This is a genomic window from Pseudomonas sp. FR229a (assembly GCF_030209115.1).
GTDB lineage: Bacteria > Pseudomonadota > Gammaproteobacteria > Pseudomonadales > Pseudomonadaceae > Aquipseudomonas > Aquipseudomonas moraviensis_A.
In genome coordinates, this window is record NZ_JARVSP010000035.1 from 13,643 (window position 1) to 38,216 (window position 24,574).

25 protein-coding genes are annotated in these 24,574 nt (G+C 61.3%); 12 read left to right on the top strand and 13 right to left on the bottom strand.

Annotated elements, in window-relative coordinates; translation table 11 throughout:
* Nucleotides 1-61 precede the first annotated feature (61 nt).
* The 3 genes from fabA (at nt 62) to QRN33_RS25070 (ending at nt 2,387) form a co-directional block, all read left to right on the top strand.
* Nucleotides 62-577: a 3-hydroxyacyl-[acyl-carrier-protein] dehydratase FabA gene (fabA, locus tag QRN33_RS25060; protein ID WP_024013962.1), complete on the top strand. Its 516-nt coding sequence runs from the start codon at nt 62-64 to the stop codon at nt 575-577.
* Between the two features lie 11 nt (nt 578-588).
* Nucleotides 589-1,809 (top strand): beta-ketoacyl-ACP synthase I, encoded by a 1,221-nt coding sequence (fabB, locus tag QRN33_RS25065; protein ID WP_016773647.1) that lies wholly within the window; start codon nt 589-591, stop codon nt 1,807-1,809.
* A 389-nt stretch (nt 1,810-2,198) separates the two neighbouring features.
* Complete coding sequence (locus tag QRN33_RS25070) at nt 2,199-2,387, top strand: hypothetical protein (protein WP_042607160.1); 189 nt, start codon at nt 2,199-2,201, stop codon at nt 2,385-2,387.
* Between the two features lie 129 nt (nt 2,388-2,516).
* On the opposite strand, the gene QRN33_RS25075 is transcribed toward QRN33_RS25070, so the two are convergent.
* The 8 genes from QRN33_RS25075 to QRN33_RS25110 form a co-directional block, all read right to left on the bottom strand.
* Complete coding sequence (locus tag QRN33_RS25075; protein ID WP_016773645.1) at nt 2,517-3,059, bottom strand: DUF2058 domain-containing protein; 543 nt, start codon at nt 3,057-3,059, stop codon at nt 2,517-2,519.
* Between the two features lie 26 nt (nt 3,060-3,085).
* A complete protein-coding gene (mazG, locus tag QRN33_RS25080; protein ID WP_042607161.1) occupies nt 3,086-3,922 on the bottom strand; it encodes a nucleoside triphosphate pyrophosphohydrolase in 837 nt (278 codons plus the stop codon).
* Nucleotides 3,923-4,052: 130 nt separating this feature from the next.
* Nucleotides 4,053-6,296, bottom strand: a complete 2,244-nt coding sequence (relA, locus tag QRN33_RS25085; protein ID WP_064364824.1) for a GTP diphosphokinase — start codon at nt 6,294-6,296, stop codon at nt 4,053-4,055.
* Between the two features lie 101 nt (nt 6,297-6,397).
* Complete coding sequence (gene rlmD / locus QRN33_RS25090; RefSeq protein ID WP_285410771.1) at nt 6,398-7,774, bottom strand: 23S rRNA (uracil(1939)-C(5))-methyltransferase RlmD; 1,377 nt, start codon at nt 7,772-7,774, stop codon at nt 6,398-6,400.
* Nucleotides 7,774-8,676, bottom strand: a complete 903-nt coding sequence (cysM, locus tag QRN33_RS25095) for a cysteine synthase CysM (protein WP_039757833.1) — start codon at nt 8,674-8,676, stop codon at nt 7,774-7,776. Before cysM ends, rlmD begins: the two co-directional genes overlap by 1 nt.
* Before the next feature lie 88 nt (nt 8,677-8,764).
* Nucleotides 8,765-9,808 carry a PDDEXK nuclease domain-containing protein gene (locus QRN33_RS25100; protein ID WP_285410772.1) on the bottom strand — a complete coding sequence of 348 codons (1,044 nt, stop codon included), beginning with the start codon at nt 9,806-9,808 and terminating at the stop codon, nt 8,765-8,767.
* A 185-nt stretch (nt 9,809-9,993) separates the two neighbouring features.
* Nucleotides 9,994-11,418, bottom strand: a complete 1,425-nt coding sequence (locus tag QRN33_RS25105) for a sensor histidine kinase (RefSeq protein ID WP_285410775.1) — start codon at nt 11,416-11,418, stop codon at nt 9,994-9,996.
* The gene (locus tag QRN33_RS25110; RefSeq protein WP_123418938.1) at nt 11,405-12,127 is read right to left on the bottom strand and encodes a response regulator transcription factor; all 723 of its coding nucleotides are present in this window, start codon (nt 12,125-12,127) and stop codon (nt 11,405-11,407) included. Before QRN33_RS25110 ends, QRN33_RS25105 begins: the two co-directional genes overlap by 14 nt.
* 205 nt (nt 12,128-12,332) lie before the next feature.
* Between QRN33_RS25110 and QRN33_RS25115 the strand changes: the two genes are divergently transcribed.
* Both QRN33_RS25115 and QRN33_RS25120 read left to right on the top strand, forming a co-directional pair.
* A complete protein-coding gene (locus QRN33_RS25115; protein ID WP_064365099.1) occupies nt 12,333-15,086 on the top strand; it encodes a response regulator in 2,754 nt (917 codons plus the stop codon).
* 81 nt (nt 15,087-15,167) lie between these two features.
* Nucleotides 15,168-16,157, top strand: coding sequence for a 2-hydroxyacid dehydrogenase (locus QRN33_RS25120; protein WP_042607167.1), 990 nt, complete (start codon nt 15,168-15,170; stop codon nt 16,155-16,157).
* 6 nt (nt 16,158-16,163) lie between these two features.
* Here the strand turns inward: QRN33_RS25120 and QRN33_RS25125 are convergent, their stop codons facing one another.
* Nucleotides 16,164-16,622: a hypothetical protein gene (locus tag QRN33_RS25125; RefSeq protein WP_042607168.1), complete on the bottom strand. Its 459-nt coding sequence runs from the start codon at nt 16,620-16,622 to the stop codon at nt 16,164-16,166.
* A gap of 134 nt (nt 16,623-16,756) precedes the next feature.
* Between QRN33_RS25125 and QRN33_RS25130 the strand changes: the two genes are divergently transcribed.
* Both QRN33_RS25130 and QRN33_RS25135 read left to right on the top strand, forming a co-directional pair.
* Nucleotides 16,757-17,191, top strand: coding sequence for a hypothetical protein (locus QRN33_RS25130; protein ID WP_285410778.1), 435 nt, complete (start codon nt 16,757-16,759; stop codon nt 17,189-17,191).
* Nucleotides 17,191-17,595 carry an META domain-containing protein gene (locus tag QRN33_RS25135; RefSeq protein WP_042607169.1) on the top strand — a complete coding sequence of 135 codons (405 nt, stop codon included), beginning with the start codon at nt 17,191-17,193 and terminating at the stop codon, nt 17,593-17,595. The genes QRN33_RS25130 and QRN33_RS25135 overlap by 1 nt, the downstream gene beginning before the upstream one ends.
* Before the next feature lie 218 nt (nt 17,596-17,813).
* On the opposite strand, the gene QRN33_RS25140 is transcribed toward QRN33_RS25135, so the two are convergent.
* A complete protein-coding gene (locus QRN33_RS25140) occupies nt 17,814-18,281 on the bottom strand; it encodes a TlpA disulfide reductase family protein (protein WP_042607170.1) in 468 nt (155 codons plus the stop codon).
* A 113-nt stretch (nt 18,282-18,394) separates the two neighbouring features.
* Here QRN33_RS25140 and arsC point away from each other — a divergent pair, with 113 nt between their 5' ends.
* From arsC to QRN33_RS25155, 3 genes are read left to right on the top strand one after another with little or no spacing between them, the layout of a single operon-like run.
* Nucleotides 18,395-18,748, top strand: a complete 354-nt coding sequence (gene arsC / locus QRN33_RS25145; RefSeq protein ID WP_285410780.1) for an arsenate reductase (glutaredoxin) — start codon at nt 18,395-18,397, stop codon at nt 18,746-18,748.
* Nucleotides 18,745-19,341, top strand: coding sequence for an NAD(P)H:quinone oxidoreductase (gene wrbA, locus QRN33_RS25150; RefSeq protein WP_042607172.1), 597 nt, complete (start codon nt 18,745-18,747; stop codon nt 19,339-19,341). Before arsC ends, wrbA begins: the two co-directional genes overlap by 4 nt.
* Nucleotides 19,341-19,766 (top strand): DUF2069 domain-containing protein, encoded by a 426-nt coding sequence (locus QRN33_RS25155; protein ID WP_258638872.1) that lies wholly within the window; start codon nt 19,341-19,343, stop codon nt 19,764-19,766. Before wrbA ends, QRN33_RS25155 begins: the two co-directional genes overlap by 1 nt.
* A 99-nt stretch (nt 19,767-19,865) precedes the next feature.
* Here the strand turns inward: QRN33_RS25155 and QRN33_RS25160 are convergent, their stop codons facing one another.
* Together QRN33_RS25160 and ttcA are read right to left on the bottom strand one after the other, a co-directional pair.
* Nucleotides 19,866-20,540 carry a DNA-3-methyladenine glycosylase I gene (locus tag QRN33_RS25160; RefSeq protein WP_016773632.1) on the bottom strand — a complete coding sequence of 225 codons (675 nt, stop codon included), beginning with the start codon at nt 20,538-20,540 and terminating at the stop codon, nt 19,866-19,868.
* Between the two features lie 135 nt (nt 20,541-20,675).
* Nucleotides 20,676-21,500 carry a tRNA 2-thiocytidine(32) synthetase TtcA gene (gene ttcA / locus QRN33_RS25165; RefSeq protein WP_039757843.1) on the bottom strand — a complete coding sequence of 275 codons (825 nt, stop codon included), beginning with the start codon at nt 21,498-21,500 and terminating at the stop codon, nt 20,676-20,678.
* A gap of 439 nt (nt 21,501-21,939) precedes the next feature.
* Between ttcA and QRN33_RS25170 the strand changes: the two genes are divergently transcribed.
* On the top strand, nt 21,940-22,542 hold the full coding sequence (locus tag QRN33_RS25170; protein WP_042607174.1) for a Yip1 family protein: 603 nt from the start codon (nt 21,940-21,942) through the stop codon (nt 22,540-22,542).
* A 147-nt stretch (nt 22,543-22,689) separates the two neighbouring features.
* Nucleotides 22,690-23,184: a SprT family zinc-dependent metalloprotease gene (locus QRN33_RS25175; protein WP_253504496.1), complete on the top strand. Its 495-nt coding sequence runs from the start codon at nt 22,690-22,692 to the stop codon at nt 23,182-23,184.
* Nucleotides 23,185-23,293: 109 nt separating this feature from the next.
* Here the strand turns inward: QRN33_RS25175 and QRN33_RS25180 are convergent, their stop codons facing one another.
* The gene (locus tag QRN33_RS25180) at nt 23,294-24,475 is read right to left on the bottom strand and encodes a CaiB/BaiF CoA transferase family protein (protein WP_123418934.1); all 1,182 of its coding nucleotides are present in this window, start codon (nt 24,473-24,475) and stop codon (nt 23,294-23,296) included.
* Nucleotides 24,476-24,574: the final 99 nt, after the last annotated feature.

Sequence of the window (24,574 nt, forward strand, 5' to 3'; positions counted from 1 at the left end):
ACGCTTCGAACGGTCGGGAAGATCTGCCCCACCTGCCGCATGGGATTATTGAGGAGCTCGCATGACCAAACAAAACGCCTTTACTCGGGAAGACCTGCTGCGCTGCAGTCGCGGTGAGCTGTTCGGCCCAGGTAACGCGCAACTGCCCGCCCCGAACATGCTGATGGTGGATCGCATCACCCATATCAGCGAAGAAGGCGGCAAGTACGGCAAAGGTGAATTGGTCGCCGAACTGGATATCAACCCTGACCTGTGGTTCTTCGCCTGCCATTTCGAAGGCGATCCGGTGATGCCGGGCTGCCTGGGTCTGGATGCCATGTGGCAACTGGTCGGCTTCTTCCTGGGCTGGCAAGGCCTGCCGGGCCGCGGCCGTGCGCTGGGTTCGGGCGAGGTGAAATTCTTCGGTCAGGTGCTGCCGACCGCCAAGAAAGTCACTTACAACATTCATATCAAACGCGTCCTCAAGGGCAAGCTGAACATGGCCATCGCCGATGGTTCGGTGAGTGTCGACGGACGCGAAATCTACACCGCCGAAGGCCTGCGCGTCGGCGTGTTCACCTCCACTGACAACTTCTAAGGGTTATTCGCATGCGCCGCGTCGTTATCACTGGTCTGGGCATCGTTTCGTGCCTGGGCAATGACAAAGAGACCGTCTCCGCTAACCTGCGTGCAAGCCGCCCTGGCATCCGGTTCAACCCGGAATATGCTGAAATGGGTCTGCGTAGCCAGGTTTCCGGCTCCATCGACCTCAACCTTGAAGAGCTGATCGATCGCAAGATCTATCGCTTCGTCGGCCATGCAGCGGCTTATGCCTACCTGGCCATGAAAGACGCCATCACTGACTCCGGCCTGACCGAAGAGCAGGTGTCCAATCCGCGCACCGGCCTGATCGCCGGCTCCGGCGGTGCCTCCACGCTGAACCAGATGGAAGCGCTGGACATCCTCCGTGAGAAAGGCGTGAAACGCGTCGGCCCGTACCGCGTCACGCGGACCATGAGCAGCACCGTTTCCGCCTGCCTGGCCACGCCGTTCAAGATCAAGGGCCTGAACTACTCCATCGCGTCTGCCTGCGCCACCAGTGCTCACTGCATCGGTACCGCCATGGAACAGATCCAGATGGGCAAGCAGGACATCGTCTTCGCCGGTGGCGGTGAAGAAGAGCACTGGAGCCAGTCTTTCCTGTTCGACGCCATGGGCGCCCTGTCCAGCAAGCGCAATGACACCCCGGAACAAGCTTCCCGCGCCTACGACAAGGACCGTGACGGTTTCGTCATCGCTGGCGGCGGCGGCATGGTTGTCGTCGAAGAGCTGGAACACGCTCTGGCCCGCGGCGCGAAAATCTACGCCGAGATCGTTGGCTACGGCGCAACGTCCGACGGCTACGACATGGTTGCCCCGAGCGGTGAAGGCGCAATCCGCTGCATGCAGCAGGCGCTGTCCACCGTCGACACCCCGATCGACTACCTGAACACCCACGGCACTTCGACTCCGGTCGGCGACGTCGCGGAAATGAAAGGCGTGCGTGAAGTGTTCGGCGACAAGGCTCCAGCGATCAGCTCGACCAAGAGCCTGTCCGGTCACTCCCTGGGCGCTGCCGGCGTGCATGAAGCGATCTACTGCATGCTGATGATGGAAGGCAACTTCATTGCCGGCTCCGCCAACATCGACGAGCTGGACCCGGAAGTGGCCGATCTGCCGGTGCTGACCAAGACCCGCGAGAACGCCACCATCAACACTGTGATGAGCAACAGCTTCGGCTTCGGCGGCACCAACGCCACGCTGGTGCTGAAGCGCTGGGAAGGCAAGTAAGTCCCCACTGCCGAGCCACACATGAAAACGCCCCGACTGGTTCGGGGCGTTTTTTTTGGTCTATGGAATCTCCGAGCCGACAAAAATCCTTTGTAGGAGTGAGCCTGCTCGCGATAGCGCTGGATCAGCCAACATCTTCTGTGGCTGACACTCCGCTATCGCGAGCAGGCTCACTCCTACAGGGTTTCGCGGTGCGCTGGAGATGAAAGATTCGTCATGAAACCAATCACCCTGCGACCGAATGTCGCGGTTTACGCGGGCTGCAGCACTGTTGCGAAATCCGCAACAACACCTTGCGCCAATCGGCGGTTTACTTAGCTGGCTAACAAATCCTATAACAGAGTCCTGCACACGCCTTGGTGCAGCAACTTGAGATCTGGAGCTAGCAGATGACTGTAAAAGTAACTGAACGCGACGATTCACACATGTCCCACGAAGGCCTGGCCGCCGGTATCCGTATCTGGGACGTGCATCAACAAGACTTGCTGGTCGGCATGTTCCACAACGAGATCGATGCCCACAACTACAAGGCCGAACTGGAAATGCAGGAACAGCAAAGAGAACTGAAGTCCGCCTGATCAGGCAAACATTGCACATTGTGGCGAGGGAGCTTGCTCCCGCTGGACTGCGCAGCAGGCCCTGCTCTCAGGATAAAGAGCGGGGCCGCTTCGCGCGCCAGCGGGAGCAAGCTCCCTCGCCACAATCGCTTACCACATCAGATCGTCAGGGATCTGATAAGCCGCGTACGGATCGTCCTCGGCGTTGACCTCTTCGGTCTGCACGTTGAGCTGGACGATGCGCTGCGGGTCGCGCTCCTGAATCTTGAGTGCCGCTTCACGGGGAATCACTTCATAGCCGCCGTTGTGGTGCACGATCGCCAGCGAACCGCTGCTGAGCTTGTTGCGCATCAGCGTGTTGACCGAGATGCGCTTGACCTTCTTGTCGTCGACGAAGTTGTAGTAGTCCTCGGTGGTCAGCTTGGGCAGACGCGAGACCTCGATCAACTGCTTGACCTGTGCGGCGCGGGCCTTGGCCTCGGCCTTCTCCTGCTGCTGACGGTTCAGCTCCTGGTCGCGCTTGACCTTCTCGGCCATGGCTTCCTGGGCGGCGCGCTGCTGCGAATCATCCAGCTCGGCCTGGCCTTTGTGGGCCAGACGCTGTTGCTTCTGCTTGTCTTTGCTGACCTGCTTGGCCTGCTTTTGATTGACCAGGCCTGCTTTGAGCAACTGGTCGCGAAGGGAAAGGCTCATCAATGCTTACTCACTTGGGCAACGGCTCAGCCGCAGCTGGGCTCATTCTTTTCCTGGCGTTTGGCTTCGCCCCAGAGGGCGTCCAACTCTTCGAGGGTGCAATCTTCCATGGGACGGTGGGTGTCGCGCAATGCCTGTTCGATGAAACGGAAACGTCTTTCAAACTTGCCGTTGGCGCCGCGCAAGGCGGTTTCCGGATCGACCTTCAGATGCCGGGCCAGATTGACCACGGAAAACAGCAGGTCGCCGATCTCGTCGGCCACCGCCACCGGATCGTTTTCGGACATGGCTTCGAGCACTTCATCGAGCTCTTCGCGGACCTTGTCGAGCACCGGCAAGGCGTCCGGCCAGTCGAAACCGACCTGCCCGGCGCGCTTCTGCAACTTGGCTGAGCGCGACAGTGCCGGCAACGTGGCCGGCACATCGTCGAGCAGCGACAACTGCTCGGGCGCCGCGGATTTTTCCGCGCGCTCTTCGGCCTTGATCTCCTCCCAGCGCTGCTTGACCTGCGCTTCGCTCAAGCGCGGCACGTCAAGCGGCGCGTACAGATCGCCGGTGGGGAATACGTGGGGATGACGACGAATCAGTTTGCGCGTGATGCTGTCGATCACTCCGGCGAATTCGAACCGCCCTTCTTCCTTGGCCAACTGGCTGTAATACACCACCTGAAACAACAGATCGCCCAACTCGCCCTGCAAATGATCGAGATCGCCGCGTTCGATGGCATCGGCCACTTCATAGGCTTCTTCGAGGGTGTGCGGGACGATGGTCGCGTAGGTTTGCTTGATGTCCCACGGACAACCGAACTGCGGATCGCGCAGACGGGACATCAGATGGAGCAGGTCTTCGAGGGTGTACTTCATTTATCTGGCTCACCACAAATCCCATGTGGGAGCGAGCCTGCTCGCGAAAGCGGCGTGTCTGCAACAAAGATGTCGACTGACACACCCTCTTCGCGAGCAGGCTCGCTCCCACAGGGAACAATCAATTGCATCACGGTGTGCGGTTACGCCGCGTTTCGATGATGTTCGGCAATTGCGAAATCCGCCCCAGCAGCCGCCCGAGCGCATCCAGACCGGGGATCTCGATGGTCAACGACATCAGCGCGGTATTGTCTTCCTTGTTCGAGCGGGTGTTGACCGCCAGCACGTTGATGCGCTCGTTGAGCAGCACCTGCGAGACGTCACGCAGCAGCCCGGAACGGTCGTAGGCGCGGATGATGATGTCCACCGGATAGGTGAGCACCGGCACCGGGCCCCAGCTGACCTGAATGATCCGCTCCGGCTCGCGCCCGCCCAGTTGCAACACCGAGGCGCAGTCCTGACGGTGAATGCTCACGCCACGGCCCTGGGTGATGTAACCGACGATCGCGTCGCCCGGCAGCGGCTGGCAGCAGCCGGCCATCTGCGTCATCAGGTTGCCGACGCCCTGAATCTGGATATCGCCGCGCTTGCCCGGCTTGTAACCGGTAGCCTTGCGCGGGATCAGCTCCAACTGTTCATTGCCGCGCTCCGGCTCGACCAGTTGCTGCGCGAGGTTGACCAGATGCGCCTGACGCAGGTCGCCGGCCCCAAGGGCGGCGAACATGTCTTCGGCGGTTTTCATGTTGGCCTTTTCGGCCAGCTTGTCGAAATCCACCGCCGGCAGGCCAAGGCGATTGAGTTCGCGCTCGATCAGGGTTTTACCAGCGGCAACGTTCTGATCGCGAGCCTGCAACTTGAACCAGTGAACGATCTTCGCCCGCGCCCTCGAGGTGGTCACGTAACCGAGGTTCGGGTTCAGCCAGTCGCGGCTCGGCGTGCCGTGCTTGCTGGTGATGATCTCGACCTGCTCGCCGGTCTGCAGGCTGTAGTTCAGCGGCACGATACGGCCGTTGATCTTCGCGCCGCGACAGTTGTGGCCGATTTCGGTGTGCACGCGGTAGGCGAAATCCAGCGGCGTCGCGCCTTTCGGCAAGTCGATGGCGTGACCGTCGGGCGTGAAGATGTAGACCCGATCAGGCTCGATGTCGACGCGCAGCTGTTCAGCCAGACCGCCGATGTCACCGAGCTCTTCGTGCCATTCGAGAACCTGACGCAGCCAGGAAATTTTCTCTTCGTAATGGTTTGAACCGGATTTGACGTCGGTGCCCTTGTAGCGCCAGTGCGCGCAGACGCCAAGTTCGGCTTCTTCGTGCATCGAATGAGTGCGGATCTGCACCTCGAGGACCTTGCCCTCCGGGCCGATCACCGCCGTGTGCAGCGAGCGGTAGCCGTTCTCTTTCGGGTTGGCGATGTAGTCGTCGAATTCTTTCGGGATATGCCGCCACAGAGTGTGGACGATGCCGAGCGCGGTGTAGCAGTCGCGCATTTCCGGCACCAGCACGCGCACGGCGCGAACGTCGTAGATCTGGCTGAATTCCAGGCCCTTGCGCTGCATTTTGCGCCAGATCGAGTAGATGTGTTTCGCCCGGCCGCTGATGTCGGCGTCGACGCCGGTGGCCTGCAGTTCGTCCTTGAGCTGGGTCATCACGTCGCTGATGAAGCGCTCGCGATCCAGCCGCCGCTCGTGGAGCAACTTGGCGATCTGCTTGTATTGATCAGGTTCGAGATAGCGGAAGGACAAGTCCTCCAGCTCCCATTTGATGTGACCGATGCCGAGACGATGCGCGAGCGGCGCATAGATGTCGAAGACTTCCCGGGCGACGCGGTTGCGCTTTTCATCGTCGGCGGTTTTCACCGCACGAATGGCGCAGGTGCGTTCGGCCAGTTTGATCAGCGCAACGCGCACGTCATCGACCATCGCCACGAGCATCTTGCGCAGGTTTTCGACCTGCCCCTGAGTGCCCATGACCATCGACTGCCGTGGGCTGAGACTGGCGCTGATGGCCGCCATGCGCTGCACGCCGTCGATCAGTTTGGCCACCACCGGGCCGAAGCGCTGGCCGACTGCCGCCAGTTCGATCTGCCCTTCGCGCACGCCGCGATACAACACGGCGGCGACCAGTGAATCCTGATCGAGCTTGAGGTCGGCAAGGATTTCGGCGATCTCAAGGCCAGTGCTGAAACTGCCGGAGCCTTCGGCCCACAGGTTCTTCCTGGCGTTGGACTGTTGTTCGGCCTCGCGAGCGAACTCGCAGGCTTCTTTCAAGGCCTCGCGATCCAGTGCCAGATCGACACTGACCGCGTGATCGAGCCAGGCCTCAAGATTGATACTGCCGTCGGTGTTGATCGGCTGGTGTGCTCTCACCTGTACCATGCTGCTTTACCTTCCCTACGACGCAGATTCAATGCGTCAAATCGCTGATCCTCAGTGTCCGTTCGCGCTCGCGGGGCTCAGGCGAGCGCTGCGCGGACAGATCAGACGGATTCAGACGAGCCGTCCTGGCTCGCTTCAAATAACGCCATGGCCTCGACATGTGCCGTCTGAGGAAACATATCGAGAATCCCGGCACGTTTTAACCGGTAGCCCTGCTTGATCAATTCCTGCGTGTCGCGCGCCAGCGTGGCCGGGTTGCACGACACGTATACCAACCGTCTGGCGCCCAGGGTCGCGAGCTTGCGCACCACCTCGAAAGCACCGTCACGCGGTGGGTCCAAGAGTACCGCAGAAAAGCCGTTTCCGATCCACTGAGCATCGGTCAAAGGCTGGGATAAATCGGCTTGAAAAAACTTTGTGTTATGCAAATTGTTACTGACGGCATTGGCAGCGGCACGCTCGACCATGGTCTGCACGCCCTCTACCGCCACCACTTCACGTACGCTTTTGGCCAGCGGCAGGGCAAAATTGCCCAGCCCGCAGAACAGATCGAGCACGCGCTCGTCAGCCGTCGGCTGCAGCCACTCCAGCGCCTGAGCGATCATCGCTTCGTTGACCCCGGCGTTGACCTGAACAAAGTCTCCCGGCCGGTACGCCAGTTCTAGATCCCACTGCTCCAGGCGATAACCGAGGCTCTGACCGGCCTCGACCGGTTGCGGTTCACCTTCGCCATGCAACCACAACTGCGCCTGATGGAACTGGCAGAAATCCTTGAGAATCGTCAGATCCGCTTCGGACAACGGCGCCATGTGCCGCAGCAACACCGCCAGAGATGAGCCGCTGAACAACTCGACATGGCCCAGCGCCTGGGGTTTGCTCAGGCGCCGCAGCATCTCCGGCAAACGGGTCATGATCGGTTGCAAGGGCTGTACCAGCACCGGGCATTCGCTGATCGCAACGATGTCCTGACTGCCGGCGGCGCGGAAACCCACTTCGAGGTTCTTCGCTTTCATGTCCCAGCGCACGGCGATGCGTGCGCGCCGACGGTAGCCGAATTCCGGGCCGGTCAGCGGCGCTGTCCATTCTTCGGGTTCGACACCGGCAACTCGCGACAATTGCTCGGCGAGCATGCGCTGTTTCAGGGCGAGCTGTTCGGCGTGGGGCAAGTGCTGGACGCTGCAACCGCCACAGCGGCCGAAGTGCGCGCACGCTGCCGGACGACGCAAATCGCTTGCGGTAAACACACGCTCGGTGCGCGCTTCGACCACTTTGCCGTGGGCGCCAAGCACCCGCGCTTCGACCTCTTCACCGGCAAGGGCGCCGAGGACGAACCAGGTTTTGCCTTCGAAAAACGCGATACCGCGACCGTCATTGGCCAGGCGCTCGATGCTCAAGCGCTGCTTTTTACCGGTCGGAATTTGCGGCGCCTTGCTGCCACCCGTGGGCTGGAAGCGCAGGCCTCTTTCGTGTTTGGCCATCAGTTGGGCGCGTCGAAAATGCCGGTCGACAGGTAACGGTCGCCACGGTCGCAGATGATCGCAACGATCACCGCGTTTTCAACTTCTTTGGACAGGCGCAGCATCGCTGCCACCGCACCGCCCGAGGACACGCCGCAGAAGATGCCTTCTTCGCGGGCCAGACGACGAGTGACGTCTTCGGCTTCGCTTTGCGCCATGTCGACGATGCGATCGACGCGGTCAGCCTGATAGATCTTCGGCAGGTATTCCTGCGGCCAGCGGCGGATGCCGGGAATGGCCGAGCCTTCCATCGGTTGCAGGCCGACGATCTGCACGCTGTCGCTCTGCTCTTTGAGGTAGCGCGACACGCCCATGATGGTCCCGGTGGTGCCCATCGAACTGACGAAATGGGTGATGCTGCCTTGGGTCTGACGCCAGATTTCCGGACCGGTGGTGGTGTAGTGCGCTTCTGGGTTGTCGCCGTTGGCGAACTGGTCGAGCACCTTGCCACGGCCTTCGGCTTCCATACGCTGGGCCAGATCGCGGGCGCCTTCCATGCCCTCTTCCTGAGTGACCAGAATCAGCTCGGCGCCGTAAGCGGTCATCGCCGCTTTGCGCTCGGCGCTGGAGTTGTCCGGCATGATCAGGATCATCTTGTAACCCTTGATCGCAGCGGCCATCGCCAGAGCGATACCGGTGTTGCCGGAGGTCGCCTCGATCAGCGTATCGCCGGGATTGATCTGCCCGCGCAGCTCGGCACGGGTGATCATCGACAGCGCCGGCCGGTCCTTGACCGAACCCGCCGGGTTGTTCCCTTCGAGCTTGAGCAAAAGGGTGTTGCTGGTGGCGCCGGGCAGGCGCTGCAAACGCACCAGCGGCGTGTTGCCGACGCAATCGGCGATGGTTGGGTACTGCAGGGTCATGGCGTATTCGCAATCCAGACGTGCGGGGGCGCCTATCATACCGGCAAACCCGCGCAGGCCATATCACGCAAAGTGCGGTGCTTATGGTTTATGGGAATAAGGGATCACTGGTCGGGTTTTCCATATGGGCTGTATCCAAGGCGTAAAACTCATGGAGCTTGGCTTGCAGCAACTGTTTATCCGGCAAGCATGTTTGATATTGCGCAATCAATGCGGGCGAAAGACTGCGGTTGAGGGCGTACTCGACGACCTCGTCCTCTTTGCTGGCACAGAGCAACACACCGATCGCCGGATTTTCGTGGGGCTTGCGGACATTGCGATCCAGCGCCTCCAGATAGAAATCCAGCTTGCCCAAATACTCTGGCTCGAAACGCCCGACCTTGAGTTCAATCGCGACCAGGCAATTAAGCCCCCGGTGGAAGAACAGAAGATCCAGAGCGAAATCCCGGCCGCCGACTTGCAGCGGATATTCGGAGCCGACAAAGCAGAAGTCCCGACCCAACTCGATTAGGAAGTCTTTCAGCCTCGTCAGGAGCCCTTGGTGCAGATCGGTCTCAGAATGAGCAGAAGGCAGGTCGAGAAATTCGACCATGTACGAGTCGCGGAATATATCAAGCGCTGCCGGGTGCGTTTGTTTGAGCGCGGCGGAGGCTTTCGCTGGATCGGCGAGGGTTCGCTCGAACAGAGCGGCTTTAAGTTGCCGCTCCAGTTCGCGCTTTGACCATTTTTCTCGAACGGCCATTCGTACGTAGAATTCGCGCTCTTCCGGCCTTTTGCACTGGCTGAAAATGATCAAATTGTGGGACCAGGACAATTGTCGCACCAGTGGTGCGACTTTCTCTTCGGCGTGATAAAGCTCATAAAACTGGCGCATGCGAAACAAGTTGGAGCGTGTAAAGCCTCGCAGCCCCGGTTGCGTTTTAGCCAGATGCTCAGCCAATTGGCCAACCACCGAATCCCCCCACTCCGCCCGCTCAATCTTGCGACTGATATGCGCGCCCACCTGCCAGTAAAGCTCGATCAGGTGAGTATTGACCGCTTGCATGGCCTTGTGTCTGGAACTGTGAATCAGCGCGAGCACTTCATTGAAACGATCGCCATCTGAGCTGCCGGTAAGGCTGGATGCATTCATGCGCAATTCCTTGAAGGTTTGGTGAAGCACGAGCCTAAACCGTTCAGGAAGCTTGAAATGACCGCTGGTGCAGCTTGGGAAATGTCATACAGAAAAAGACGAGCGCTCCGGCAAGTCAGTGGGATTGGGAGCGCGAATGGACTACATCGCGAACAGGCTCACTCCTACAAGGGGATTTATGTTGTTCAAATAATCTGCGGCGTACGCAATTCCACTGTAGGAGTGAGCCTGCTCGCGATAGCGTCATTCGGCGCAACACCATCATCCGCCAACAAGCGCAAATTCAACCGCAACCCAGCCCCTGCATTTTCCGCCCAGAGCAACCCGCCCTGGCGCTGCACCGCGTTACGCGCAATGCTCAACCCCAGCCCAAACCCGTCATCCCCGGGCCGCGATCCGTCCAGTCGAATGAACGGCGAAAAGATCCGCTGCAGATCCTCTTCAGCCACGCCGCCGCCCTGATCCTCCAGCCACAAGTGCCAATACTCACCATCACGCCGGCCATCCAGCCGCACAATCCCGCCGTCGGGCGAGTGACGAATGGCATTGCGCAAAATGTTTTCCAGCGCTTGCGCGAGAGTGTTGAGGTTGCCGCGCACCCAGCACGATGCTTCGACCGAGCATTGCAGTTGCAGACTCGGCCAGCCGCTTTCATAACAGGCGTTGTCGGTGAGCATTTCCCACAGTGCCTGAATCTGGATCGCTTCATCCGGCAATGGCGAGCGGTCGGTGTCGAGCCAGGCCAGTTGCAGGGTGTCTTCGACCAGGCGTTGCATGCCGTCCACCTCGCGGCCGATTCGTTCGCGCAATTGCGGCAGGCTTTGTTCGCTTTCGCTGGCCACGCGCAAGCGGCTCAGTGGCGTGCGCAACTCATGCGACAGGTCGCGCAACAATTGCTGTTGCAGGGCGACGGTGGTCTGCAGGCGTTCGGACATGGAATCGAAGGCCCGCGCCAGCTCACCGAGTTCATCCGGGCGCTGGGTGATGCCGCTCGACAGGCGCACATTCAATTGGTCGGCGCGCCAGGCGTTGGCCTGTTCGCGCAGGTTGTTCAGCGGCACCACCAGCAGGCGATACAGGCCGACACAGAGCAACAGGGTGAACAGTCCGGGAATCACGCCGTTGGTGATCACGCGCCAGAACACCCGGTACTTGCCCGGGACAAAGCGCTCGGGCAATTCGATGACCAGAATGCCGGCGGCCGGATCCTGGGGAAACGGTACCCGCAGCCACGGCCGGCCCTTCTTGTGGATCGGCCAGTCGAGGCCACGCAGAAAGGTCAGGTGCTGCACTTCTGCCGCGTTCAACGGGCGGCTGCTCAGCGATTGCAGGTCCGCGCCGATCACCCCGACCCAACTGGCCTCGCGCAATTCCATGCTTCGCAACCAGTCATCGACACCATCGCGCCCGCCGCGCTGCCACGCCTGTTCGGCTTGTGCGGCATACCGGCTGAGAGTGTTGCGCGCTTCACTGGAAAGGAACTGATTGCGTTCCTCCATGTAGCGCCCCCACGACCAGCTCAGCCAGATCATCAACAGACAGAACGCTACCAACAGGCACGCCAGTTTCCAGAACAGCGAATGCCGCCCTGGCAGCTCAGACAGTTTCATCGGCACCGCTCAACACATAGCCCTTGCCCCACACCGTGCGCACTTCGCGTTCGGTGTAACCGATGGCTTTGAGTTTGCGGCGGATCTGGCTGATGTGCATATCGAGGCTGCGGTCGTGGGCAGCAAAACCGCGTTGCAGGACGTGCTGATAAAGGAAGGCTTTGCTCAGCACTTCCTCGTGGTTGCGGTGCAGGGTTTCCAGCAAACGGAATTCGCTGCGGGTCAGCCCGGCCGCTTGCTCGCGGAAGAACACGTCGCACTGTTGGTCATCGAAACGCAGGGTGCCTCCGACCTGAGCAGCGGCCACCGCAGGTGGGCGCCGATCCAGTGCGACTCGCCGCAGGATCGCTTCGATGCGCACATGCAACTCGGCCATGCTGAACGGCTTGGGCAGGTAATCATCGGCACCGAGACGGAAGCCGCTGATGCGATCGGCCTCGGCGCCCAGCGCGGACATCAGCAACACCGGCGTCGAGTGGCTCTGGCGCAGTTGCGTCAACAGTTTCAGACCATCGAGCCCGGGCAGCAGAATGTCCATCAGCACCACGTCGAAAGGCTGACGCTGCGCAATATTGAGACCTTCCTGGCCGTTCTGGCACCAGGTCACCTGAAAACCGCTGCGGCCCAGATGCTCGTGCACATAGGCGCCGAGGACCGGATCGTCTTCAATGGAAAGGATGCGTGGCGGGCCAGCGGAAACAGGAGTCATGAGTATCTGCAAGTAATTCTCAGTTGGCGGATTATTCAAGATTGTCCGACAGCGGGCAACACAAGCTTGGCCTGTCGGACGAACGCGTGCTTGGGCGCGCTGCATTTTCCGCAAGATTGCCCGCCAGCAAATCGCTACACTGCGCCCATGTCGCGTGCTGGATGCACGCATGTGTCAACAGATCAGCGGGATGCGGGAGATAGGCGTGCTCAAGAAACTGGGAATCAAAGGTCGCGTGCTGTTGCTGACCTTGTTGCCGACCAGCCTGATGGCGCTGGTGCTGGGTGGCTATTTCACCTGGACGCAGCAGACCGACCTGCAGAGCCAATTGATGCAGCGCGGCGAAATGATCGCCGAGCAACTGGCGCCGCTGGTCGCGCCGGCGATGGGCCACGGCGATGCCGATCTGCTCGAGCGCATCGCCACCCAGTCCCTTGAACAACCCGACGTGCGCGCGGTGACCTTCCTCGCGGCGGACCGCTCGCCACTGGCCCACGCCGGCCCGACCATGCTCAATCAGGCGCCCAGCGGCGACAGCGCATTGTTGCAACGGCGCAGCGGCAACGACGCGACGCGCTACCTGATGCCGGTGTTCGGCAAGCACCGCAACCTCGCCGGTGAAATCATTCCCGAGGAGTCCGAGCGGTTGCTCGGTTGGGTCGAACTTGAGCTGTCGCACAACGGCATGCTGTTGCGCGGTTATCGCAGCCTGTTCGCCAGCCTGCTATTGATCGCCGCCGGACTCGCCGGCGCCGCCCTCCTCGCGCTGCGCATGGGCCGCACCATCAACCGTCCGCTGAGCCAGATCAAACAGGCTGTCGCGCAGCTCAAGGACGGGCATCTGGAAACCCGTTTGCCGCCCCTCGGCAGTCAGGAACTGGACGAACTGGCCTCCGGCATCAACCGCATGGCCGGCACCCTGCAGAACGCTCGTGAAGAGTTGCAGCACAGCGTCGATCAGGCCACCGAAGACGTCCGGCAGAACCTGGAAACCATCGAAATCCAGAACATCGAACTGGACCTGGCGCGCAAAGAGGCGCTGGAGGCCAGTCGGATCAAATCCGAATTCCTTGCCAACATGAGCCACGAGATCCGCACCCCGCTCAACGGCATTCTCGGCTTCACTCACTTGTTGCAGAAAAGCGAACTGACCCCGCGCCAGCTCGACTATCTCGGCACCATCGAAAAGTCTGCCGACAGTCTGCTGGGGATCATCAACGAGATTCTTGATTTCTCGAAAATCGAGGCCGGCAAACTGGTGCTCGATCACATACCGTTCAATCTGCGTGATCTTTTGCAGGACACCCTGACCATTCTCGCCCCGGCGGCGCATGCCAAACAGCTTGAGCTGGTGAGTCTGGTCTATCGCGACACGCCGCTGTCGCTGGTCGGCGATCCGCTGCGCCTCAAGCAGATCCTCACCAACCTGGTGAGCAATGCGATCAAGTTCACCCGCGAAGGCACCATCGTCGCCCGAGCGATGCTCGAAGACGAGCACGAAGACAGCGTGCAATTGCGCATCAGCATTCAGGACACCGGCATCGGTTTGTCGAGCCAGGATGTGCGCGCGCTGTTTCAGGCCTTCAGTCAGGCCGACAACTCGCTGTCCCGCCAGCCCGGCGGCACCGGTCTGGGGCTGGTGATTTCCAAGCGCCTGATCGAGCAGATGGGCGGCGAGATCGGCGTCGACAGCACCCCGGGCGAAGGCTCGGAATTCTGGATCAGCCTGAGCCTGCCGAAGACTCGCGACGACGCCGAAGACCTGCCCGCCGCGCCATTGCTCGGGCGCCGCGTGGCGGTACTGGAAAATCACGAACTGGCGCGTCAGGCCTTGCAGCATCAACTGGAAGACTGCGGCCTCGACGTCACGCCGTTCAATACTCTGGAAAGCCTGAGCAATGGCGTCACCGGCGCACATCAGACCGATCAGGCGATCGATCTGGCGGTCATCGGCATCACCAGCAACGACATGCTCCCGGAGCGTTTGAACCAGCACATCTGGGACCTCGAACACCTGGGCTGCAAAGTGCTGGTGCTGTGCCCGACCACCGAGCAGACGCTGTTCCATCTGTCGGTGCCCAACCCGCACAGCCAGCTTCAAGCCAAACCGGCGTGCACGCGCAAGTTGCGCCGGGCGCTGGCCGATCTGGTCAATCCGCGCCAGATCCGCAGCGAACCGGGCGAGCCGCTGTCGAGTCGTGCGCCGCGCGTGCTGTGCGTAGACGACAATCCGGCCAATCTGTTGCTGGTGCAAACCCTGCTCGAAGATATGGGCGCCCGCGTGCTCGCCGTGGAAAGCGGCTACGCGGCAGTCAAAGCTGTCCAGAGCGAATCCTTCGATCTGGTGCTGATGGACGTGCAGATGCCGGGCATGGACGGTCGCCAGACCACCGAAACCATTCGCCAATGGGAAAGCGAACGGCATTGCACACCGCTGCCGATCGTCGCCCTCACCGCCCACGCCATGGCCAACGAAAAACGCGCGCTGCTGCAAAGCGGCATGGACGACTACCTGACCAAACCGATCAGCGAGCGGCAACTGGCGCAGGTGGTGTTGAAGTGGACCGGACTGGCCCTGCGCAATCAGGCGCCGGATCGTAGCGGCGACAGCGCGGCGAGTCAGCAGGAACTGCCGGTACTCGATCACGAAGAAGGCTTGCGTCTGGCCGCCGGCAAGGCGGATCTGGCGGCGGACATGCTCGCCATGCTGCTGGCCTCGCTGGAAGCCGACCGCGAAGCGATTCGCGCGGCGCGGGACAGCCACGACCAGAATGCCTTGCTCGAACGCGTGCACCGCCTGCACGGCGCCACCCGTTATTGCGGGGTGCCGCAACTGCGCGCCGCCTGCCAGCGCAGCGAAACCCTGCTCAAGCAGGACGATCCGAAAGCGGCTGCCGCGCTGGACGAACTGGAACGCTCGATCAACCGACTCGCGGCGCAGGCGCGCATCAGCGCCTGATCCAGGGCAAGGCACGGTGCGCGCAAAGCGCTACAGTTGTCGCGGGCGATTGCCGCCCGCGTCGATGTTCCAGGAGGATTCATGCGCACGATCTTTTTCAGCAGCCAGACCTACGATCGCGACAGCTTCCTCGGCGCCGACTGCCCGGCCGGGCTCGAACTGCACTTTCAAGCGGCGCGACTGAGCGTAGATACGGCGGCGCTGGCCGAGCAGCACGAAGTGGTCTGCGCGTTCATCAATGACGACCTCAGCGCCCCGGTGCTGGAACGCCTTGCGGCTGGCGGCACGCGGCTGATTGCCCTGCGTTCCGCCGGTTACAACCATGTCGATCTGCCCGCAGCGAAGCGCCTCGGCCTGGCCGTCGTGCGTGTGCCGGCCTACTCGCCGCACGCTGTGGCCGAACATGCCGTCGCGCTGATCCTCGCCCTCAATCGTCGCCTGCACCGCGCCTACAACCGCACCCGCGAAGGTGATTTCAGCCTGCATGGCCTGAGCGGTTTCGATCTGGTCGGCAAAACTGTCGGCATCGTCGGCACCGGGCAGATTGGCGCAACGTTCGCGAAAATCATGCACGGCTTCGGCTGTGAATTGCTGGCCTGCGACCCGTATCCCAATCCCGAGGTGCTGGCCTTGGGCGCGCGTTATCTGAGCCTGCCGGAGTTGCTCGCGCAGTCGCGGATCATCAGCCTGCATTGCCCGCTCAACGAGCAGAGCAAACACCTGATCAATCGCCAGTCACTGGCACACATGCAGGCGGGGGCGATGTTGATCAACACCGGGCGCGGTGGTCTGGTGGACACCCCGGCGCTGATCGACGCGCTGAAGGACGGTCAACTCGGGTATCTGGGGCTGGATGTTTACGAGGAAGAGGCGCAGCTGTTTTTCGAGGATCGCTCAGACCTGCCGTTGCAGGATGATGTGCTGGCACGCCTGCTGACGTTTCCCAACGTGATCATCACGGCGCATCAGGCATTTCTGACCCGCGAGGCGCTGGGCGCGATTGCCGCCACCACCCTGGATAACATCGCGACCTGGGCGGCAGGTGCGCCGCAGAACCAGGTCGAGGGTTGAACCGTTTTACTTGGGCAGCGAAGACGCCAGGATCAGCAAGCCCAGCCAACCGAAACCGAGCAGGCGCTGCTTGCTCGAATGGCCGCTGCGCAGCAGGAACCAGACGAAAAACGCCGGCAACAGAAACACCATGATTTTCAGCCAGCCTTCCACCGGGCGGCTGCCATCGGCGTTGAGCGGTTGTTGTGCCTGGCGAGCCTGTTCTGCCGCCTGCTGACGACGACGGCGCCCTGCTGCTGCGGGCATCACTTTCGGTAACGGCTCGGCCACTGGCGGTACAACCGCTTCGGGCACAGCCTTGTTGCGTGGCAGGCTGCCGAAGGAAATCGTCGAGGTCTGCGCCGATGCCGCAATGGACTGCGCCTGCATGGCGGCGTGCTCGGCCATCGGGGCGCCGCAGTGAATGCACACCAGCGCTTCGGAACTGATGCTCCGCTTGCATTCATAACATTCGATCAGCGCCATGTTCCGTTCCTTCAGATTCGGGGGCCGGCAGTTTGCCATGACTGTCGGCCTATTTGAACCGGATCGAAGGTCGCACGCGTGCATCATTCTGCAATCGAGCCCGTGCTAGCATGTCGCGCATATTTGGAGGACCCATGGTCGAACACGATTTCCGCTACACCCTGATGAACCCGCAACACACCCTCACCGAATGCCGCGCCCTCGTTCCGGGCCGCTATCAGGTGACTGGCAACGGTGGCTCGATCCGCATCGGCGATGCCCTGTTGGTCACCCTCAAAGGCAGCAAGGACTTGTCCATGCGCCTGACCGTCGACACGGTCCGCCACCTGATCAACCCGCCGGGCCAATGGACCGCAATGACCACAGGCCCGGTGTTCGGCGAACTGGCCATTCACACCTGGCAGGTCAATTGCGACAGCTGCGCGAAAGAGCTGAGCTTTGAATTCGCCGTGGACGCCAAACTCGGCAAAACCGCAGAAAAACCGGCTGCCACTGCGCGCATCGCCGAGCTGGGCTGGAAAGCCGTTGGCGACAGGCACCTGTGCCCGAAATGCCAGGAGCCTGCGTGATGAAACGCCTCGTCCTGACCGCGCTGATCGGTGTCGGCCTGGCCGGTTGCGCCGCAGAGCCGGTGCAACTGCAGCACAACCGCAGCTACATTCTGGAATGGATCGGCGAGCGGCCGCTGATGGATTACAGCCATCTGACGGTAACCCTCGGCGATGACGGCCGCGCCTATGGCAATGGCGGCTGCAACCATTGGTTCGCGCCCTATACGCAGGACGGCGACAAGCTGACCTTCGGCAAGATCGGCAAGACCCGCAAGCTCTGCGCCCCGGCGCTGATGGAGCAGGAACAGCGATTCCTGCAGGCGCTGGAAAAGGTCGAGCGCTGGGACATTTCGCCGATCGAGCAGATACGCTTCTGGCCGGCTGAAGGCAAACCGTTGCGCTGGTGGCTGGAAGAGGGTTGATCGCTTGGACCGCCAAGCCCCTCACCCTAGCCCTCTCCCAGAGGTAGAGGGGACTGATTGGGGGATATTCGAGAGATACGCCGACTTGAAAGTTCTTCGCTGAATCCCTGATGTACTGGCCCCTCTCTAGCGGATGCATAATCGACTCGGTGTCTCAGACACCTCGGTCGGCCCCCTCTCCCTCGGGGAGAGGGCTGGGGTGAGGGGCTTCTGGCGGTTTACTTCGTAGCCTGCAACGCCTCCAGCTTCGCCATCACCCCCGCCGCTGTCTGCTCACCGAGCAACTGTTCACGCACCTTGCCCTTGTCATCGATGATGAAGGTCACCGGCAGCGCCTCACTGCGCGGCAGGTCGAACAGCTCTGCCGGATCCTGCGCCAGCACGGTGAACTTGATGCCCAGTTTCTCGCTGGCTTCTTTCAGCTCCGCGCCCTGCACATTGTCGAAATTGACTCCGAACACACCGACGTTCCTGCCTTTGAGTTCGTCAGCCAAATGATTCAGTTCAGGAATCTCCGTACGGCACGGGCCACACCATTCGGCCCAGTAGTTAAGCACCACCCATTGTTTGTCCAGACGTTCGGACGCAACCTTCTGGCCGTTCTGGTCGATCCCGTAATCATTGCCGCAGCCCCCCAGCATCAACGCCCCGATAATGGTCAATGCCGCTGCCAATCGCCGTGTCATGTCGTGTTCCTTGTGAAAATTCGAAAGCGCCTGCGACCCATCGCCTCTGACGGTTCTGGATTGCGCGCCGCACAGTTAGAATAGCCGCCACTTTACGCCAGAAGCGACCCGCCATGACCGATCTGACGCTTTATCACAATCCGCGCTGCTCGAAATCCCGCGCCGCGCTGGAACTGCTCGAAGCCCGCGGCTTGCAGCCGACTATCGTGCGCTACCTGGAAACGCCGCTGAACGCCGCGCAAGTCAAGGCCCTGCTCGGCAAGCTCGGGATCAGCGCGCGGCAACTGCTGCGCAGCGGCGAAGAGGAATACAAAACCCTGAACCTGGCGGACGCCAGTCTCAGCGAGCAGCAATTGATCGACGCCATCGCTGCGCACCCGAAACTGATGGAGCGGCCGATTCTCGAAGCCGGCAACAAAGCCGTCATCGGTCGCCCACCGGAGAACGTGTTGGAGTTGTTGCCATGAGCGCGCCGTACATTCTGGTGCTCTATTACAGCCGCAGCGGTTCGACCAACGAGATGGCCCGGCAGATCGCCCGGGGTGTCGAGCAGGCCGGAATGGAAGCGCGTCTGCGCACGGTCCCGGCTATCTCCACCGAATGCGAAGCGGTGGCCGCGGATATTCCCGATGAAGGCGCGCTCTACGCCAGCCTCGACGATCTGAAGAACTGCGCCGGTCTCGCACTGGGCAGTCCGACGCGTTTCGGCAATATGGCCGCGCCGCTCAAATATTTTCTGGACGGCACCAGCAACCTCTGGCTGACCGGCGCGCTGGTCGGCAAACCGGCCGGCGTGTTCACCTCCACCGCCAGCCTGCACGGCGGGCAGGAAACCACGCTGCTGTCGATGATGCTGCCGCTGTTGCACCACGGCATGTTGATCACCGGCCTGCCCTACAGCGAATCGGCCCTGCTCGAAACCGAAGGTGGCGGCACGCCCTACGGGGCCAGCCATCACGCCGGTGCCGACGGCAAGAACGGTCTCGATCAGCACGAAGTGGCGCTGTGCCGCGCACTCGGTCTGCGTCTGGCGAAAACCGCGCAGAAACTGGTGGGCTGATGGCGAAGAAGCCGAAAGTCCTGCCCTCGGTGGCGTGGCTTGAGCCACGGGTCAAGGCAATGCGCGTGCTCAGCCTGCTGAGCTTTTTCGCCCTCGCCGGATTGCTCGCCGCTTATTACCTGCTGTTCGCCGACCTGCACGGCGCACGGCCGTGGGTGATTCTGCTGGTCGAGCTGATCCCGTGGCTGGTGCTCGCCCCGGCGATGATCATAGGCAGCGCCCGTGGACATTCGTGGATGTGTTTTGTAGTGAACCTGTATTTCATCAAAGGCGCACTGGCCGCATACGATCCCAACCGGCACGTGTTCGGTCTGCTGGAAATGGCCGCGAGCCTGGCAGTGTTCTGTTCGGCGCTGCTGTATGTGCGCTGGCGGTATCAGTTGAATCGCAAATTGGCTGGCGAAGGCGAAGTCTCCGTCGCCTGACAAATAGCTATCGCGAGCAGGCTCACTCCTACAGGAGATTTGTGTACGCCACAGATCCCCTGTGGGAGCGAGCCTGCTCGCGAATGCAGCGACGCGGTCTTAATGGTTCACGGTGTAGGCCAGCATCATCGAGATCTGGCTCATCGGCCGTCCGCCACTCTGTTCGTGCCACTGGTTGAACGCGTTCTGCACCGTTGCCAGATCACGCTGGCTGGTCGGCACTTTGTCGACGATCTTCTGCGCATTCAGCGCCGCGACCACGTCGTAGCTCGGCACGAATGTGTCCTTGCCGACCATGCGCAAAAACCGCGGCGCCGACAGCCCGCCGAGTTGGTGGCCGTGCTTTTTCAGGTACGTCCACAGACCAACGATGTCGGTCACCGGCCAGTCGGCGATCAGCGCGCCGAAGCTGCCCTTGTCCTTTTCCACATCGAGGATGAACTGCGCATTGCGCGGCACGCTTTTCAGCTTGCCCAGATGGCGGATGATCCGCGCGTCCTGCATCAGGCGCTCCAGGTGTTCGGCGCTCATCAGCACGACTTTTTCCGGATCGAACTTGAAGAACACTTCTTCGAAGGCCGGCCACTTGGCGTCTACCAGGCTGTGCTTGAGCCCGGCGCGAAACACCCGCAGGGCCATGGTCGAGAGGTAGCGGTCGTCGCGGATCTTGCGCAATTGTGCGGGGGTCTTGGGAACGGGCAGATGGGCTTCCAGTTCAGCCGCCGAACCAAAACGGTTCAGACAGTATTCGTGCAGCCACTTGTAATCGCGCATGCCCTCTCCTATTGAATGAAACGAACAGATCCCTGTGGGAGCGAGCCTGCTCGCGAAGGGATTGGATCAGTCAACACTTGGGCTGAATGACACACCGCTTTCGCGAGCAGGCTCGCTCCCACATCTGGATCGGGTTTACAGATTGACGACATTGACGAAACGCGAAGCCGCGGTCTCGTCGATCTTCAGGCTGGTGAAGTCGAACAGGTTACGGTCGGCCAGTTGCGACGGCACCACGTTCTGCAGGCTGCGGAAAATCGATTCGGTGCGACCCGGGGTCTTGCGGTCCCAGTCCTGAAGCATTTCCTTGACCACCTGGCGCTGCAGGTTCTCCTGCGAGCCGCAAAGGTTGCACGGAATGATCGGGAATTGCTTGAAGTCCGAGTAGGCCTGGATGTCTTTCTCGTTGCAGTACGCCAGCGGCCGAATCACCACGTTGCGGCCATCGTCGGCACGCAGTTTCGGCGGCATCGCTTTCAGGGTGCCGTTGAAGAACATGTTGAGGAAAAACGTCTCGACGATGTCGTCGCGGTGATGACCGAGGGCCATCTTCGTCGCGCCGATTTCGTCAGCAAAGGTGTACAGCGTGCCGCGACGCAGGCGCGAGCACAGCGAGCAGGTGGTCTTGCCTTCCGGCACCAGTTCCTTGACCACCGAGTAGGTGTCTTTCTCGACGATGTGGTACTCGATGCCCAGTTCTTTCAGGTAGGCCGGCAGCACGTGCTCGGGAAAGCCCGGCTGTTTCTGGTCCATGTTCACCGCGACGATGTCGAATTTGATCGGTGCAACCTTCTGCAGGTGCATCAGCACGTCGAGCATGGTGTAGCTGTCCTTGCCCCCGGACAGGCAGACCATGACCTTGTCGCCGTCTTCGATCATGTTGAAATCGGCGACCGCCTCGCCGGCCAGGCGGCGCAGGCGCTTTTGCAGTTTGTTCTGGTTGACCGTAAGAGTGCCCATGACGCGAAATCCGTGAGGTGTGACGAAAGGCCGGCATTTTACGCAAAAAACCCGGCGCGGGCGAAGGGCCGCAGTCGAATTGACTCACCTCTACTGTGGCGAGGGAGCTTGCTCCCGCTGGGGTGCGAAGCGCCCCCAAACCTGCAACGGAATTTTTCCTGACACGGCGAGCCGGGAGGGTTTGCGACTGCTGCGCAGCCGGGCGGGAGCAAGCTCCCTCACCACCGAACCATTCGGTTCCTAAGCACCAAGATTCTGGCGCGATTAAGCCCTTTGTTTACAGCGCGATTTGCTCTAAGCCCGGCATACCGGTGCGCTGGAGTCCTTTCTATACTGCGACATAAGGTCGCACACGTCTTTAGACCTGTATTTGCTCGGCCACCTTGGCCCGTAGGCGCTCCGTTGGGGGGCGATGGCAATGACAAGAGGAGTGAATGGCATGATCCATCACGTAGTGGGACTGTTTACCCACCCCGATCAGGAATGGAAGGAGATCCGTGGCGACCAAGAGGAAAGCATCAGCCACATGTACTTGACCCACACGCTGATTCTGGCGGCGATCCCCGCTGTCTCGGCGTTCATCGGCACGACCCAGGTCGGCTGGGTGATCGGCAACCGCGCGCCGGTGATGCTAACGTTCGAAAGTGCCTTGTGGATGACCATCATGTCGTACCTGGCGATGCTCGGCGGGGTCGCGGTGATGGGCGCCTTCGTGCACTGGATGGCGCGCACCTATGACGCCAATCCGAGCCTGGCCCGTTGCGTGGCGTTTGCCACTTACACGGCGACACCGTTGTTCGTCGGCGGCCTGGCGGCGCTGTACCCGCACATGTGGCTGGGGATGATCGTCGGCACGGCGGCCATCTGCTACACGGTATACCTGCTGTACGTCGGCCTGCCGACCTTCATGAACATTCCTTCGGATGAAGGTTTTCTGTTTTCCAGTTCGGTGCTCGCGGTCGGGCTGGTGGTGCTGGTGGCGATCATGGCGTTTACCGTGATCATCTGGGGGCTGGGTGTCGGGCCCGTCTATACCAACTGACTCGTTTCCTCCCTGAGAAAAACAACCTCTGCCAATACAGGCCGCCGCAAGGCGGCCTTCTCGTTGGGCGACGACCATTCGGCAGGTCGGCGATTCGCAAGTCGCCGGGGTTGCGGCATACTCGGCTTCTCTGGAGATCCATCAAGCATGCCCGAGCAACTCAATACCCGCGTCGAAGATTGTTACCAACTCGCTGAATCCTTTTTCAAACGTTCCTTCAAACGCCCCGTCGTCAGTCTCAAGCTGCGCGGGCAGAAAGCCGGTGTCGCTCATCTGCACGAGAACCTGCTGCGCTTCAACCCGCAGTTGTACCGGGAAAACACCGAACACTTCCTCAAGCAGACCGTGGCCCACGAAGTCGCGCACCTGATCGCTCATCAACTGTTCGGCGACCGCATCCAGCCCCATGGCGAGGAGTGGCAATTGATCATGCGCGGCGTATACGAACTGCCGCCCGACCGCTGCCACACCTACGAGATCAAGCGGCGCAGCGTGACCCGCTATATCTACAAATGTCCGTGCCCCGACAGTGACTTCCCGTTTACCGCCCAGCGCCATGGCCTGGTACGGCAAGGGCGGCGGTACTTGTGCCGGCGCTGCCGCAGTACTTTGGAGTTCAGTGGTGAGATGCGGGTGGAATAGTTGGTTTCTGTGTTGCTTTGACCGGCCCCATCGCGAGCAGGCTCGCTCCCACAGGGGAATGCATTTCAATGTGGGAGCGAGCCTGCTCGCGAAGGCGGCGGCTCAGGCACTAAAGAATCACCTTGGCCGAACGCAACTCGGCAATCCGCTCAGCACTCAACCCCAACTCCTCCAACACCTGATCCGTATGCTGCCCCAACCCCGCACCGACATGCCTTGGCGCCGGCAACGCTTCAGAGAATTTCAACGGACAAGCCATCTGCGCCTGCGTCGTGCCATCGCCGCGCGGCACCTGGGTCACCAGCTCCCGCGCCTGCAATTGCGGATGGCGCAGCGCCTCGCCCAGATTCAACACCGGTTCGACACAGGCATCGACTCCGGCGAACAGCTCACACAGTTCAGCAAAATCATGTCGCTCGAATTCGATCCGCAATGCCTCTTTCAGCGCCTGTTGCTGCTCTGCCCTGGGGGACAATCCCTGCGCCGCCAGTTCCGGTCGGCCCAGCGCCGTGCACAGTTGCTGCATGAACGCCGGCTCGAGACTGCCCACTGACATCCAGCGCCCATCCCGCGTGCGGTAATAATCGTAGAAACTGCCGCCGTTGAGCATCTGATCTTCCCAGCCCGGCTCCGCGCCACAGGCCAGATAGCCAGCGCCGGCCATGGCGTTCAGGCTGAACGCGCAGTCGGTCATGCTCACATCCAGATGCGTGCCTTGCCCGCTCTGCTGGCGAGCGATCACCGCCGCCAGCAAGCCGATCACCCCGTGCAACGAGCCGCCGGCCACGTCCGCCACCTGCATGCCCAGCGGCAAGGGCCCGCTGTCGGCGCGGCCGGTGTAACTGGCCAGCCCGGCCAGCGCCAGATAGTTGATGTCATGCCCCGCACGCTCCTTGTACGGCCCGGTCTGGCCGTAACCGCTGATCGACACGAAAATCAGCCGCGGGTTGATCGCCTTCAACGCCTCATAGCCCAGGCCCAGGCGCTCCATCACCCCGGGGCGGAATTGCTCGAGAACGATGTCGTACTCACCCAGCAGCTGCTTGATGATCTCCAGCGCCGCGGGCTGTTTCAGATCCAGCGCCAGACTGCGCTTGTTGCGGTTCAGGTAAGCGTGGCTGGCCGATACCCCGCCATCATGCGGCGGCAGCACCCGCAGCAGATCCATACGCGTCGGCGATTCGATGCGCAGCACCTCGGCGCCCATGTCCGCCAGCAGCAGCGAGGCGAAAGGCCCCGGCAGCAAGGTCGAGAAATCAAGAATCTTCAGTGAGGCCAGCGGTGCGGACATGGGCGAACTCCTTGGGCGATGCACTCAGCCTAGGCAGCCATCGTCGATGCGGCAATCACCGCAAATGTCAGCAGGTGTGACCGTTGCGCTCAAATCCCG